The following is a 15429-nucleotide window of genomic DNA, read 5'->3' as shown; positions in this document are numbered from 1 at the left end:
GCTGTACAAGTTCGTCGATGCCTTGATCATTGTTATCGACGCTAAGGGTTATACCGGACGGTGCAATTGCAACGTCGAGCCGGGCTTTCGAGACGTCTATTCCAGCAATGATATCCATCTTATCCCACCTTGCCTAATCGGGCTTCGCATCAGCAAGCGGCCCTGGCGACTGTTCGGGTTCGATGGAACGACGGATGAAGACCCAAGCTCATTCACGGGCTTCAAAGCCCTAGGGAGTTGCGGTCTTTCATCCGTCACCGCATTTGGCATTACAGCGCTAAATGGCGGAAATGGGAAGTTACAAGGGAGGTCGAGGCTACCCACCCCAAAGACAGGGTGTGCCGCATGTCCAACGCACCACCTACACCATTGAAACCCCGTTAAGATTTGCCTTTTAGTCTGTGCCGCATCCATCACGCGCGGATCAAAAACGGGGGGCAACAATGCTGACAAGACGATCACTGCTCAGACAGGGTTTGGCCTCCAGCATGGCCTCCGGCATGGTATTATCACTGCCTGCCATCTCCCGCGCCGCCGTACCGGACACCGACGTGACCTTCCTTGTGGTCAATGACATCCATGCCTGCCAGATTGGCGATAGCCTCAGCCCCGGTTGCGCGGCGCAAGGCAAGACCGATGAAAATCTTCTGCGCCATATCCGTGGCCTTAACGGCATAGACCAACACAACTGGCCGCAGGACATTTTGGGCAAACCAAGCGGTTTAATCTCTGCGGGCCAGCCGATCGCCGCACCGCGCGGCGTCATTGTCTGCGGCGATGCCACCGATGATGGCGGCGGTCAGATGCCGGATCTTGGCGAGGGCACGCAACTGCTGCAATTTTCCAAACGTTACCGTCAGGGCGACGGGCCGGATCGCATTCGTTACCCGGTCTATGTTGGGCTGGGCAATCACGACCTCGATCAGGACGACCGCCCGCCGCAAATCGACTGGTACCGCGATGAGTTGCGCGACTATGTGCGCATGAACCACAAGCCGAGCATCTTTGCGACACCTGAGGTTCCCGCCGATAATTACGATTCCGCCTCCAACAATTATTCCTGGAACTGGGGTGGCCTGCATCTGGTGCAGGCCCAGCGTTACGGTGGAGATACCGACAAGGGCACCGCCAGCAGCCTGGCATGGTTGAAACATGACCTCGCCACCTATGCCGCAGATGGCCGGCCGGTGGTGCTGTTCCAGCATTATGGTTGGGATCCGTTTTCGCTTGAGCATTGGGACCCGGTAAAAAGCACCTTCACGCCTGAAGGTTCTGGCCCGCCGCACTGGTGGGGTGAAGAACGGCGTCAGGCGCTGATGGATACGCTGGCCGGTTACAATGTCATCGGCATCTTCCACGGTCATGAGCATGATACGCCGATGGCATACAAGGTTGGCGCTTATGATGTGTTCAAGGCCAAGGCCGCATTCATGGGCGGTTTTTGCCTGGTGCGCGTTACCAATACCCGTATGGACGTCGCCATCGGGCAGGTTGCCAGCAATGGTGATACCTTGTCGTTCGACGTCGGGTTTTCAAAGGCGTTGGGTTAGGCAAACTAGGCCTGACAGCTTTCGGTATTGCACGAGACGCTCACTGAATGGCTGCAACGGTTGCCCCGAACTTCCTCATACCTCGTGCTTGTCACAGGTATCCAGTCGACGCGCGTCTGCGCGGCGAAAGAGTCTTCTCATCCCCAAGACTGGGGCCGGGCCTGGATCTCTGTGACGAGCACAGAGATGAGGGAAGCCGTGGTCTACGCTCGGTGCCCCTACCTCTACCCTTGTGGGAGAGGAAAAAAAATCATGGCCTTAGCAACGCTAAGTCATAGATTTTTCAGGTGAGGGGTTATGTGCTTGCTCATCGTCAGTTGTTTTACACCAACAGCCCCAACACCCACCCTCTTTCCTGTGCCTGTCACAGGAATCCAGTCGTCGCGCGTCTGCGCGGCGTGAAGAGTCTTCTCATCCCCAAGACTGGGGCTGGGCCTGGATCTCTGTGACGAGCACAGAGATGAGGGAAGCCGTGGTCGACGCTCGGCGCGCCTACCTCTACCCTTGTGGGAGAGGAAGAAAAATCATGGTCTTAGCTTGCTAAGTCATAGATTTTTCAGGTGAGGGGTTGGTGTACTTGCTCATCGTCAGTTGTTTGACGCGAACAGCCCCAACAAACTCTCCTCATACCTGTGCTTGTCACAGGTATCCAGTCGACGCGCGTCTGCGCGGCAGAAAGGGTATTTCATCCCCAAGACTGGGAATGACTGGACTCCTGTAACGAGTACAGGAGTGAGGGAGGTCGGGGTTATCCACCGAACTACATCGATGGCGTCACGGTTGGAGCATCACACCCCCCATCAATCCGCCCATTCCTGATCGGCGGTGAACACGATTGTCAGCCAGCGATCGGGGCCCTCATCGCCAATGCGGGCGCCGATTTCGTCGCGTATCGCATCCCACTCGCTCAAACTTTTGGCCGGCAGGGTCTTCGGCGCAATAAAAAACAGCTCGATCTGCTTGGCGCGGCCCACCTTGGCAACATAGGCGCGGTGCGCGGTAAAGCCGTATTTCGCCACGATTTCCCTGGCAATCACATCCACGCCGTCACGCAGTTCCGTAGGGGCGACCAGCAGAATATCGGCCACCGCCTGGCGCACATTGGCAATGGGTGTGGGCAAAATGAACACGCAGGCCAGCGCTAGCACAGCCGGGTCAACGTAAGGGGAAAGCCACGCAAACTGCGTGCCTTCAATGGCGTAACCGACCAAAAAGGCCACCAAAAGCGCTGCGGTCAAACCCGCCGTCATGAACCACGCCTTGGCGTCCAGATCCACAAAGCCGGATTTAACCTCGCCATTGGCCCGCCGCAGGAAGAAACCGGCACTCAGCGCCACCACGGTTGCCACGGAGGCAAATATCATCGCTGGCCCGAAATCGACCACCCGGCCACCGTCAAGAATGCTTGAAATCGCACCCACCAGCGCCACACCGGCGGCACCCATCAACAGGCTGCCATTCAGGCCCAGAACCATCGGTTCCAGATGCCAGAACCCGACCGAAAACCGGTCCATGAACTTGCTCTTTTGGCCGCTTGCGGGCGATGGGGCGGCGGACGCCGTGATCAACCGCGCAACCAGCAGCGAAATGACCGTCATGAAGGCATCGGTCAGCGCGTAAACGCCGTCAAACATGATGGCGGCCGACCCGGAGGTGAAACCGATGATAATGCCGAAGGCGGCCATCATCACCGTAAGGCCAATGGAGAGTTTAAGCAGGGATTGTTCGTTCATGATATCTATTCCGTAAGGGCCAGATCGGCACTGTCAGCCCCAAGCGGCACGTCACCATGGTGGGACAGGCGGGATATGCCGGCAACCAGCACATCAACCGTGGTGCTGAAGACAGAATCTGGCGGTATTTCTGATAAAAAGGGCGCAATGCGCCGTGTGGCAGGGTAGTCTTGTTCATCCAGCTGCAAAAAGGCCTGCGCGTCCTCACCGGCCACCCGGCCCATGAAGCCGGATATTTCTGCCGTGATCAGCCCGATGATCGACGCATACCAGCCAAGCCCGATGGGCAGCGCCATTTCAGGCGCCAGTCCGGCCTCCTGCAACGCGCTCTGCACCGTTTCAATGTGCCGGTATTCGGCAGAACCGGATGAAAGAAAGCGCGACATGGACTGGAATGTCTGCGGGTGGGCCAGCGCAACCCGGCGATATTCAAAGGCAATGTGGCGCAGCCGGTCTTGCCAGGGCAAATCCGGTTCTGGTGGTTCAAGCCGCGCCACCAGCTGGTCGGAAAGCGCGCGCAACAACCCGTCCTTGGACTTGCAGTGGTAGAGAATTGTCATTGGGTCGCAGCCCAGCGCATCTGCCAGTTTGCGCAGGCTGAACTGGCGTTCGCCAACGCTTTCCATAAGCACTGCCGCCGTCTCTATGATCTGCGCCCGCGTCAACATCTGGCACCTCTGTCCGTTGTCCCGATCTTCTTCTACGGTGTAGAGTTCTACAGTGTAGAATAAGAAAAATCAACGCCTTGGGCCTGCTGTGCGGCGTATCAGGGCGTGTATTCGCCACAAAAAATACGCTCGCTTCAAATTGTAACGATTTGTTTTTGCAACGTTTAAAGGCTGGTTTGTTATCTCCCCATCAAGGCAAATGGGGGTTTTGAAATGTCGAGAGAAGCAAGCAATGCAGTGGGTGCTGGCGCGGTTATGAGTGCGGGCATTGCCACAGGTGTGGTCGGTGGCGCATCGGCCGCTGGCGGCATCATGAACATCGTCCGCAAGGTCGTTATCGCCGGCGATCAGGGCTGGGACCGCGACGGAATTTTTATCTGTTCGAAGTTTGCGTTCAACTTCCGCACCCAGCGGGTGTTTGACGGCAAGGAAATGCACGCCTTTGAAGACATCACCAGCTACAGCTGGGACGAGCACATCATCAAAATCAGCATTCGCGGCCGTATCGAACCAAAGGCCATCAATGTCGGCATGCCGGAACGCTGCCAGATGATTGCCAAGATATTGGAAGATATCTGGGCTGGCGTGTCTTACGAGCCGGAAAAGAAGCGCCTGTTGCCAACCTTCCGCAAGCGCGTGCACCGGGTCAAAATCCGCACGGCCTTCCGTTATGCCATCCGCAGTTTCTTCCTTGGCATCTTTTTTGGCATTCCCATTACCGGTGAAATGGGCCTCCATGGCGATCCACGCTTCTTCGGGGTGCTGTGGTTCATGGCCGGCGTTTTTGCGCTGTCTGTCGCATGGCGCAAGTTCAAGCCGGTGAAAGAACCGGTCTGGCAACCCGCCATCTGATAGAGCCACGACACTACTGGGCGGGGATAACGTGGAGTGGTTGGTTGCCGCAACCGACCCTCATTCCTGTGCCTGTCACAGGAATCCAGTGCCGCGCGTCTGCGCGGCGAAAGAGTCTTTCTCAGCCCAAAGACTTGGGCTGGCCTGGATCTCTGTGACATCCCTCGGGCAAGCCCGAGGACAGAGATGAGGGAGGCCGTGGTCTACGCTCGGCACCCCTACCTCTACCCCTGTGGGAGAGGAAGAAAAATCATGGTCTTGGCATGCCAAGTCATAGATTTTTCATGTGAGGGGTCATTCTATCCGACAACGCTTATTGTTTGGCTCCAACAGCCATCCCAACCGATCCTCATTCCTGTGCCTGTCACAGGAATCCAGCCGACGCGCGTCTGCACGGCGAAAGAGTCTTCTCATCCCCAAGACTGGGTATGGGCCTGGATCTCTGTGACATCCCTCGGGCAAGCCCGAGGACAGAGAAGTGGATGCCGTGCCACTTGGCACCTCTACCTCTACCCTTGTGGGAGAGGAAGAAAAATCATGGTCTTGGCTTGCCAAGTCATAGATTTTTCAGGTGAGAGGTTCTTTTTGTCCGCATGCTCGTCACTCGCGCGCCGTCATACTTGGGCCTGTCCCAAGTATCTAACCACCTCTCGTGAAACGAAACATATCTTGCTGGCAGTGTTAAATCCACACTGTCGCGGCGCACATAATGTGGAAAATTTATACGCAATCAGGACTTCTCCCTTCGGCTTAGTCCCATCGTTTCTCAACATACATCATGGCCACGTCGGCATTGTATTTGCCTTGGCCTATCCAACCACCCACATCCACAGTCAGCACGCTGTCGTCGTCAAAATACAATGTCATGAATTTTGCGCGATCACTTGCTTGGAAACCAGCAAGGTTGGTTTCAGTTTCTTTGGATTCTGCGCACGTTTTAATCTCTGCCACGAGGTCGCTGAGATACATATCTTGCGCATTTATAACGCGCTCCTCATCTCCTCCGGAGGGAAGTTCAATTCCATATTCACACACATATTCCAGCATATTCAGGTCGTTTTCCGTCCAGCGCACAAAGCATTTTGGGAAGCCAAACACCGCACTCGCTGAAACGGTTACATTGTCCGTCACCGGCTGTGGGTCCTTATTCAATTTCACCAATGTGGCACGGGCGGAGTTGATATCATCACACACCTCGCTGGCTTCAACTGGTGCAGCCAGCAAAAGTGACATGAAAAGGCAAAAGCAGGTCTTAAAGGTTGCTTGAGAAGACATCGTCATTGCGCGGTTTGCTCCTGAACCCATTCCGCAAAAGTGCCGGAATGTTTGGCGTCATAGATCACTGACTTGCCCTTGAATTTGAATTCGTCGCCGTCCTGCAACGCCGTAAAATCAAGGCATTTTCCATCGATATCCGTGTAAACCACCCTTGGGCCAAGCATGCAGCTTGGAAAGACCTTTTCACCCTCGGCGCGCGTCGCTACCGGACGTGCATTCAGGTCTTTTGCTCGCATCCATGCGGTATAATCCGGTTCCCAGGTTGTATAGGATCTGGCTTTCGATGCGCCCATTTCATCCAGTGTGTCCATGATCCACTCGCGGTGATAAGACACATGAAAAAAGGAAAGCGCATTGGAACATAGCGGAATATTGCTTTCCTTTTTCCAAAATTTCAGCGCCTCTTTCATGTCGTCTGGAAGCTTTCCGTAGCCATCTGCGGATGACTGAATTCCCAGCAAATAATGGACACGCAGGCCGGAAACCTCCTGACTTGGACCTACTACGGTCACTGGGCTTCCCGAGTCTCCCATGCATATCAGGGCCGTTTTCGGGACCAGGGTGCTCATCATGAAATGGTCCAATCCATCCGCCTTTTTAGGTCTGGCCATCTCGGCAAACCACATTTCGTTGATTGGTTTGTAAATCGCATCCCGGGCATGGCCGAAAACGTAATATTTCGGCGCATCCGCACGTTCCAAAGTTGCGTCCCACTCCGGCGGAGCGATCGTGACCGGCTTGGCATAATCCGATGGTTTTTCAAGCTGGATCAGCGCCAGGTCGTGATACCGGTTGGCCTCGCTTCTCGTGAAACTGGAATACATCGGTTCGGGATAGCCGCCATTATACAGCGGATGAACCACCCATTTTTTCGCGTCAATCGTATCAACCTTAACCGGGGCCGCGCTTTTGAGAAATTTGACCAACACATGCCGCGCCTTCGATACGCAGTGCCCGGCTGTGATGATGATATCAGGGGCAATGGCGGCCCCAAGACATTGGCTGAACTGCGGGTCTCCCTTGTTTTTATAGGCCTGGATCGACACGACAAAACCGGATGCGTTGCCAAGCGGATCTTGCGACACATTGATGCCGTCAACCATCGCACCGGCCGGCTGTGGCACAAACAGTAGTGACGCTGCCATCAGCATCGCGCTCAAAAACGTGAGGGCATTCCATGCCCGCAAGCCGGTACTCTGCGTGTTGTCCATCGTTCCCCAAAATCCCCCGGCGTCTGTAAAGGGTGGATGCCCGCTAACCCAACGCCGCTGCTGTAGCATAAACCGGGACGGCAACACCAACCTCCCCAATTTGGGTGAGAGGTTTTGGGTTTTTTTGGTGAAAATGACGGCGGGTCGGGGCTGCAATATTGCTCCACGCGACCCTCTTTCCTGTGCTCGTCACAGGAATCCAGGCCAGTCCAAGTCCTTGGGCGGAAAGACCTTCTTCCGTCGCGCAGACGCGATGCGCTGGGTCTCTGTGACAAGCACAGATAAGAGGGGAGAATGTTGCAGCCGCGTCTTTTCATCACGACCGTTTCAATCCACCGTCATACTTGGGCTTGTCCCAAGTATCTAACCACATCTCGTCAAACGAAACGAATGCGGTTGGCGTGGTTAGATCCTCGCCACAGGGCCGAGGATGACGTCGAGGAAATGGTTGTCGCAGAATTCGAATGGCACCCCTACCTCTACCCTTGTGGGAGAGGAAGAAAAATCATGATCTTAGCTTGCTAAGTCATAGATTTTTCAGGTGAGGGGTTCTGTGCTGCGAACCCGGCCGTCTCTCTGTCGTCATACTTGGGCTTGTCCCAAGTATCTAACCACATCTCGTCAACCGCAACATGTCTGGCTGGCGTGGTTAGATCCTCGCCACAGGGGCGAGGATGACGTCGGGAGAATGGTTGGATTGGTGCAAAACAATCTCTTAAAGCTGCTTCTTCCATGCGCGCCGCCATTTACTACATACGATGACAGCCACCCCACGCGACCCTCTTTCCTGTGCTCGTCACAGGAATCCAGGCCAGTCCAAGTCCTTGGACTGAAAGGACTTCTTCCGTCGCGCAGACGCTGGCGTGGTTAGATCCTCGCCACAGGGGCGAGGATGACGTGGGGAGTTTGTCGGGTCCAGTGACAAGCCCGTGCCCAGAAAAGAAAAAGCCCAAAGCACCTCATCAAAACCAACCGACGCGTGAAAACCGGGCAGGGCGGGGCATGCCATACAGCAAATAAAACCCCGGCCAATCGACAAGGCCGGGGTTACACCTGCTGAAACATCACACCTAAAAACCCCTCACAATATACAGTGCGTCACTACCATTTGTTATGGATGATAAACAACTACAGTTTTGTGAAGTGGTTAAACAACAAGGTTAAGTCGCCGAACATAAAATTACGGTGATAAGATGTATTCCGTCATCTCAAATTTAGATCACAACACAACGCAATGTTGCATGAATGATACTTACAGGATTTTTTAGAAAACGTATTTTGTATAATGAATATTCGTCAGATATCTATGTGTTGCGACAAATTCATAATGATGGAAGTAAAAGTATCCGTTTTTACTGATTTGTTGCATGAAGAAGAGCGCATATCTACATGCGAAAACAAGAAATTTCGAGCATTGTTGCAGGTTGAACTGGCGTAACCATCCTTGGCATTGGGAACTTTGAAATGGTGAAGCATCTCGTTACGGCATTTATCTTCACAGGCACTGCTCTTTGCTCAATTGATATCGCATACGCTGCAGACGAAAGCGAATATTTGGATTTGGGCGGTCTTGGCCGTGATTATTCCTACGCCTGGGACGTCAGTGCCGACGGGCAGTTTATCACTGGATATCACACCACCATATCCGGTCCCACTCGAGCGTATCGGTGGTCTTCGACATCAGGCACGCAGGACCTCGGTGATTTAGGCGGCACCAATTCCTACGCCTATGGAGTAAGTGCCGACGGTTCGGTCGTGGTGGGATACTCTACGCTTCCCGGCAACACTGTGTATCACGCATTTCGGTGGACAGAGGTCGACAACATAATGCAAGACCTTGGCACGCTCGGTGGAACGACATCATCCGCCACCGGCGTCAGTGATGACGGGAGCGTGGTGACCGGTTCCTCGACAATTACTGGCAACACTGCAAATCATGCCTTTCGCTGGACCTCAAACAACAATCAGATGCAGGACCTGGGCACTCTCGGTGGTACGCGATCATTTGGCGAGGGCGTCAGCGGTGATGGCTCAACAGTTGTCGGTCGGTCTGATACCGCTGGGGACGCTGCAACACTCGCATTCCGATGGACATTGATCGACAACACGATGCACGATTTGGGAACACTGGGCGGTACGAACTCCAACGCTCTTGGCGTTAACAGTGACGGAACCGTGGTTGTGGGAAACAGCCTTATTGGTGGCGATAGTGAGCAACACGCCTTCCGATGGGCGGCATCTGATGGTGTCATGCGGGATATTGGCACTCTTGGCGGCATTTCATCAAACGCAAGGGACGTTAGTGCGGATGGTTCTGTTGTGGTGGGCTCATCTACTGTCAGTGGTCTCGGTCCGAACCGTGCCTTTCGTTGGACCGAAGCCACCGGCATGATTTCTGTCGTCGATTGGCTGCGTGCCCACGGAGCGACCGTTGCATCCGACAACACCGATATTGCCTATGGCGTCAGCGCGGACGGAAATGTCGTTGTTGGCATAACCCATTCAAGTACATCATTCATCGCCCGCGTGAGCTCTCTCGGGTCCGGCATCATCGACGTCAACGAGTTTTACGCCTCGCTGGCCAACAAACCCTCCGCCAATGTCGGCATTAACTATGCAGGCACGGTTCTCAACGGTGCGCATGGCGAGCCGATGCGCAATCTGCTCGATGTCGGCCAGCAGTCGATCTGGGTGACGTCCGACATTGGTTATGACAATGGCTCCGCCAGCGATGGCGCATTTGGACTTGCCGACTTCGGTTACGGCCTTGGCCTTGAGGGTGGCGCAACAGCCCGGTTTGCCTTTGGCGGTCTCTACACTGATCAGGATATTGATGCCGGTGGCAACTTCATCAACAAGGGCTTTTATATCGCACCGGAAGTGACGCTTCCGGTCGTTGGCAATCTCTACGCCACGGTCGGCGCTTATTACGCACCGGGCAAATTGTCGGTCACGCGCGGTTATCTCAATGGCGGCGCCATGGATTATTCGATGGGCGAAGCCGACCTTGATACCTGGGGTGCAAAGCTGCGGTTTGATTGGCTGAATGCCGCAACCGTTAGTGACTGGAACCTGACACCATATGCCAGCCTGACCTATGCCCATGCAAAGCTCGATGCTTACACAGAAATCGGCGGTGGTTTCCCGGCCAGTTTCAATTCAACCAGCGACCACAGCACGGTTGTCCGTGCCGGTGTGGATGGCGTGCATGCATTGAACAATGACATTCGCCTGCTGGCCCGTGCCGAAGCGGCCTATCGGTTTGAAGATGAAACCGCCGCTACCAGCGGCACCATCACCGGCCTTTCTGGATTCAGTTTTGAGGGGCAGGATACCAACCAGTTCTGGCTGCGCGGTGGTTTGGGCGCAGAAATGGATGTGGCCGGCGGCACAGCCTCACTCAATGTCAACGTCACCACGCAGGGCGATGACCCAACCGTGTGGGTTCGCTCCGGCTGGAAAGTGACGTTCTGAGCTTTGGGTCCTGCAGCAAGGCGGGTGATGTCGGCGCCAGCGCCTTGGAGCGAACAGCCGGCGGCGGCATTTTTGTGCCTATTGTAAACAGCACGGCGCTTGCAACGGCCATACCTGCAAACAGCAGGAACATGGCCGGGCCACCCAGCATGCCTAGAAGCGCACCGCCCAGTGTTGGCCCGACAAAATTGCCGACAGTGGAAAAGGAATGCGCGCCGAAGTAACTGCCTCTGTTGCGGTCGTTGGAAATGCCGTCCACCAGCATGTATTCCGATGGCACCACCAGAATTTCGCCAATCGTGAAGATGACGATTGAAATGGCAAAGGCCCAGAATTCACCCGATAGCAGATAACCGATTTCACCGGCGCAAAAGAACATGCAGCCGATGACGAGTGCACGAAGCGCGCCGATGCGTTCAATGAACCGGCGGGCAAAGGGATTACCAACAAGCACCACAACGCCGTTGATCGACAGCATATAGGCAAAGATCTCGACCCCGCCTTCAAAATTCGCGGCAAGATAGGGCGCTAGCGTTGCCGAAAACTGCCCGTAAACTGCAATCAGCAACGTGCCGCCACCAATAAAAAATGCCAGTCGTGGATCGCGCGCCGCGGTTTTTACCGTCTCAAACAGCGAGATCGATGCGGTCTGCTGATCGGTCCTTGACGTCGTCATGACAGGTGTCTTGTAGAGGTGCAGCGCCAGCGCAAATAGCGCATACATTGCCCCGGCAATCACGAACAGAAATGTCGAGGCTGCACCGGCAGCAATGCCGATCAGCGGGCCAACCGCCCAGCCGACATTGGCGGCCGTGTACCGCCAGGAGAAATATTTCAGCCGTTGTGGCTCGGGGCAGGCATCGCTCATCATGGCGCGGGAAATCGGCTCATAAACCGCAACCGCAACAGCGCCGCCAATCTGCGCCACACAAAAGGCCAGCACCGTTTCTGCCGTGCCCATGCCCACCAGCGCCAGCGCCATTGAAATGAGGGTAATGGTCATGATGGTCTTGCGCCCGACCTTGTCGGACATTGCCCCGGCAAACGGTGCCGTCAATGCGCCAACCAGCGGACCGGCCCCCAGAATGGCACCGATGACGGCCGGGCCAAGCCCAAAGGATTGTTGCAGCTTGATGGCCAGAAACGACAGCGTCATGGCGCGCGCCACCGCCACCAGACCGGAACCGGCAATCAGAAACAGAATATAGTTGCGTTGGTGGTTGCTCATCTAAAGCCCGGTCTTGCCCTGTATGTCCTGGATACCAGCAGACTGAGGCGGCAGTCATTCGCCCCATTGCTGTTGGCGTCATGAATACAGGGTTTTAGGAAAGCCGCAATCAGTGCTTTTCGCTGCTCTGTCTGACATGAAAAACAACACGGACATGGGGTAAGATTGCTGCTACCTATGCCGTGCATGAACCCCCAAGATGAGGCCCGTGATGACAATTCGAAACATCTGCGTTTACGGTGCAGGCGCGCTGGGTGGCGCGTTTGCCGCAACCATTGCCAACACAATCGGTGATCAGGTCAAGGTTACGGTCATTGCCCGTGGCGCGCAGCTTGCCGCGATAAAAGCCCAAGGCCTGACGATTGAAAAGGCTGGCGTCGAGACAGTCACGGCACGGGTTGATGCCACGGACGATCCCTTTGAACTGCCGCCACAGGACCTTGTCATCACCGGCCTCAAGGGCCATCAACTGGCGGATGCCGCCAAGGGCATTGCAGCGCTGCTGCATGAAAAGACCCGCGTCATCAACATTCTGAACGGCATTCCATGGTGGTATTTCCATGGCGATGAGCACAGCCGCTTTGCAGAACGGCAACTGCCGGAATTGGACCCGGACGGGCAGTTGTGGAGCCTTGTTGGCCCGCAGCGGGTCATCGGTTGCGTGGCCTATCAAGGGGCGGAAGTCATTGAGCCCGGCACCACGCGGCTGTCCGGCAATGGACGGTTTTTCCTCGGTGAACCGTCCGGTGACATGTCTGCTGATCTGAATGATATCTCGGCCTTGCTGACATCGGCCGGTCTCAACATTTTGCCGACGGCAAGAATTCGCGACGAGATCTGGCTGAAGCTGACCAACAACGCCGCCTTTAACCCGATCAGCGCTTTGACCCGCTCGCGCATGGACGCCATCATGGCCAACCCACACACCGCAGCGCAGGTACGCAATGTCATGAGCGAAACCAAAAACGTTGGCGAAGCATTTGGCGCGACGTTTGCAAAAAGCCTTGATGAACTGGTTGACCGACCCGGCGGTTACGACCCGGTGCGCACATCGATGTTGCAGGATTGTCTGGCCGGAAAACAGCTGGAAATCATGCCGCTGACCGGCATGGTCGCGACGCTGGGCAAGCTGGCCGGTGTGCCAACACCCACCTGCGAAACCATTCTGGCGCTGACCTTGCAGCTCGATCAGGCAAACCGGGACGGGCAGGGCTGATCGCCCCTCGTTAGAACAAGACAAGAGCGGCCATCAGCGTGACGGATGCCGCTCTTGCGCCCTGGTTCAGACACACGCAGGCGTGTTGGCCCGCTCGTCACCTTCACTCTCCTGAAGCTTTTTGCCCCAGTCCCGCATGGTGATGAGAATGGGCGCAAGCGACACGCCAAGCGGCGTCAGCTCATATTCCACCTTTGGCGGCACTTCGGGAAAGACCGTGCGTTTGATCACGCCGTCGGCTTCCAGCTCGCGCAACTGCAGCGTCAACATGCGCGGTGTGGCCGCGGACACAAGCCGGCATAGCGCGTTGAAACGCAGCTTGCCCTCCAGCAGGTGAAACAGGATCACCGGTTTCCAGATGCCGCCGATAACGGACAGCGTGGCCTCGACAGCGCAGCCGGTGCGATCGGCCCGGCGACGTGTTCTTTTCAGGGGGGTACTATCATTCATGATACTACATGCTCAATTTGTACGTACTTCATGCATAGGATCTATATGCCTATGTTGAGGTCCTGAAAAGGAGATACCTCACATGCAACACTACATATTGACCGGAAACGAAACCCCACGCCTCAAGCTGACCTCGGCCGCACAGCGTCCGCCTGTCAGAGGCGAGGTCGCCGTTGATTTGCGCGCCGCATCGCTCAACTACCGTGACCTGATCGTTGCCAAAAACGCCAAGGACAATGTGCCGCTGTCGGATGGCGCCGGCGTTATTTCCGCCGTGGGTGAGGGCGTTGAGGGCTGGAAGGTCGGCGACCGTGTGGTGATTGGTTTCATGACCGGTTGGGTGGATGGCCCGATCACCCCGGCCAAACAGGCAACCAGCCTTGGCGGCCAAAGCATGAATGGCGTGCTGACAGAACAGATCGTGGTGCCGGCCGACAGCATTGTGCGCATTCCCGACACCATGACGTTTGAGGAAGCATCGACACTGCCCTGCGCTGGCGTCACCGCATTTGCCGCGCTGTTTGAACGCCGGCCAATCCAGCCGGGTGAAACGGTGCTGTTGCTTGGCACCGGTGGCGTTTCGATCTTTGCGCTGCAACTGGCCAAACAGGCCGGTGCCCGTGTCATCATCACCTCCAGTTCCGATGAAAAGCTGGCGGGTGCCCGTGCGCTGGGTGCCGACGCGGTCATCAATTACACCACCACGCCAGAGTGGCAGAACGAGGTTTTGAAACTGACCGACGGTATCGGCGCAGATCTGACGGTGGACGTGGGTGGCCCGGCGACACTGAATAAAACCCTTGCCGCCACCCGTTTTGACGGTCGCATTTCGCTCATGGGTGTGCTGACCGGCTTTGAAGGCCACATTGATACGGCCGTCATCCTGTCAAAACGCATCACCTTGCAGGGCATTTATGTCGGCTCGGTCGCAATGCTGGCCGCGCTGGTCAAAACCGGCATCAAGCCGCAGGTTGATCAGGTCTTCCCGTTCAGCGAGGCTGAAGCCGCCTATGACGCGCTGCGTGACGCGGGCCACTTCGGCAAACTGGTCATCAAGATCGGCTGAAATTGCCAGGGTGCGGGGATCAAACTCTCCGCACCTTATTCCGATGACTGTCAGGTCAGCGGCGTCATCACGGCCTTCTGGTAGGCCGGCCGTTGGCAAAGGCGCTCATACCATGCCGCCAGATTTTTAAGGTCCGACCGCTCGATGGGCAGCGAAAACCAGGCATAGGCCATGCAGCCCAAGGGAATGTCCCCAATGCCAAGGTGTTCACCGGAGAGATAAGGTGTCTCGCCAAGTGCCTTGTCCGCCACCGCCAGCAGCTGCGCGCATTGCTCCTGGGCGCGTGTCAGCTCCTCCTCGTTGCGCTGTTCCGGCGTGTAGCGCACCAGGTTCCAGAACAGGTCGCGAAACGGCGCGGCAAGGCTGAACGATGTCCAATCCATCCACTTGTCAGCGGCAGCCCAGCTGGCGGCATCGCCGGCTGCAAACGGCTCACGGCCATATTGCCGGGCAAGATAACGTACAATGGCGTTGGATTCCCACAGCACCAGATCACCGTCTTCCAGGCTCGGCACACGACCATTGGGGTTCATGGCCAGATACGCGGCATCGTTGACCACGCCATAGGCGCCACCGGCATTGATTTGTTCATAGGTTACGCCAACTTCCTCGGCGGCCCAAAGCACCTTGCGGACATTGGTTGAATTGATACGGCCCCAAATTTTCACGTCATCTACCTTCATTTCCAGCTGCAAAACCCCGG

General features: G+C 56.0%; 12 protein-coding genes. 5 read left to right on the top strand and 7 right to left on the bottom strand.

Going from position 1 to position 15429, the window contains the following annotated elements; translation table 11 throughout:
• Nucleotides 1-443: 443 nt before the first annotated feature.
• Nucleotides 444-1550: a metallophosphoesterase gene (locus tag IB237_RS23695; RefSeq protein WP_192491187.1), complete on the top strand. Its 1107-nt coding sequence runs from the start codon at nt 444-446 to the stop codon at nt 1548-1550.
• Nucleotides 1551-2350: 800 nt separating this feature from the next.
• On the opposite strand, the gene IB237_RS23690 is transcribed toward IB237_RS23695, so the two are convergent.
• Complete coding sequence (locus IB237_RS23690; protein WP_192491186.1) at nt 2351-3283, bottom strand: cation diffusion facilitator family transporter; 933 nt, start codon at nt 3281-3283, stop codon at nt 2351-2353.
• 5 nt (nt 3284-3288) lie between these two features.
• Entirely contained in the window at nt 3289-3951 is a 663-nt protein-coding gene (locus IB237_RS23685) for a TetR/AcrR family transcriptional regulator (RefSeq protein WP_192491185.1), read from the bottom strand.
• Nucleotides 3952-4164: 213 nt separating this feature from the next.
• Between IB237_RS23685 and IB237_RS23680 the strand changes: the two genes are divergently transcribed.
• Nucleotides 4165-4803, top strand: coding sequence for a hypothetical protein (locus IB237_RS23680; RefSeq protein WP_192491184.1), 639 nt, complete (start codon nt 4165-4167; stop codon nt 4801-4803).
• A 750-nt stretch (nt 4804-5553) separates the two neighbouring features.
• On the opposite strand, the gene IB237_RS23675 is transcribed toward IB237_RS23680, so the two are convergent.
• A complete protein-coding gene (locus tag IB237_RS23675) occupies nt 5554-6084 on the bottom strand; it encodes a hypothetical protein (protein ID WP_192491183.1) in 531 nt (176 codons plus the stop codon).
• A complete protein-coding gene (locus IB237_RS23670; protein ID WP_192491182.1) occupies nt 6081-7292 on the bottom strand; it encodes a trypsin-like serine protease in 1212 nt (403 codons plus the stop codon). The genes IB237_RS23675 and IB237_RS23670 overlap by 4 nt, the downstream gene beginning before the upstream one ends.
• 1464 nt (nt 7293-8756) lie before the next feature.
• On the opposite strand from IB237_RS23670, the gene IB237_RS23665 reads away from it, so the two are divergent.
• The gene (locus IB237_RS23665; RefSeq protein WP_192491181.1) at nt 8757-10766 is read left to right on the top strand and encodes an autotransporter domain-containing protein; all 2010 of its coding nucleotides are present in this window, start codon (nt 8757-8759) and stop codon (nt 10764-10766) included.
• On the opposite strand, the gene IB237_RS23660 is transcribed toward IB237_RS23665, so the two are convergent.
• The gene (locus IB237_RS23660; protein ID WP_192491180.1) at nt 10705-11994 is read right to left on the bottom strand and encodes an MFS transporter; all 1290 of its coding nucleotides are present in this window, start codon (nt 11992-11994) and stop codon (nt 10705-10707) included. The genes IB237_RS23665 and IB237_RS23660 overlap by 62 nt on opposite strands.
• A 211-nt stretch (nt 11995-12205) precedes the next feature.
• Between IB237_RS23660 and IB237_RS23655 the strand changes: the two genes are divergently transcribed.
• On the top strand, nt 12206-13210 hold the full coding sequence (locus tag IB237_RS23655; protein WP_192491179.1) for a ketopantoate reductase family protein: 1005 nt from the start codon (nt 12206-12208) through the stop codon (nt 13208-13210).
• Between the two features lie 66 nt (nt 13211-13276).
• Here the strand turns inward: IB237_RS23655 and IB237_RS23650 are convergent, their stop codons facing one another.
• Nucleotides 13277-13660 carry a helix-turn-helix domain-containing protein gene (locus IB237_RS23650; protein ID WP_192491178.1) on the bottom strand — a complete coding sequence of 128 codons (384 nt, stop codon included), beginning with the start codon at nt 13658-13660 and terminating at the stop codon, nt 13277-13279.
• An 82-nt stretch (nt 13661-13742) separates the two neighbouring features.
• Here IB237_RS23650 and IB237_RS23645 point away from each other — a divergent pair, with 82 nt between their 5' ends.
• Nucleotides 13743-14726 (top strand): NAD(P)-dependent alcohol dehydrogenase, encoded by a 984-nt coding sequence (locus IB237_RS23645; protein ID WP_192491177.1) that lies wholly within the window; start codon nt 13743-13745, stop codon nt 14724-14726.
• 50 nt (nt 14727-14776) lie between these two features.
• On the opposite strand, the gene IB237_RS23640 is transcribed toward IB237_RS23645, so the two are convergent.
• Nucleotides 14777-15409, bottom strand: a complete 633-nt coding sequence (locus IB237_RS23640; RefSeq protein WP_192491212.1) for a glutathione S-transferase family protein — start codon at nt 15407-15409, stop codon at nt 14777-14779.
• Nucleotides 15410-15429 lie beyond the last annotated feature (20 nt).

Source organism: Agrobacterium sp. AGB01 (assembly GCF_014851585.1).
Classification (GTDB): Bacteria; Pseudomonadota; Alphaproteobacteria; order Rhizobiales; family Rhizobiaceae; genus Agrobacterium.
Note: the sequence above shows the minus strand (reverse complement) of the source record. Positions and strands in the feature narration are given on the sequence as shown.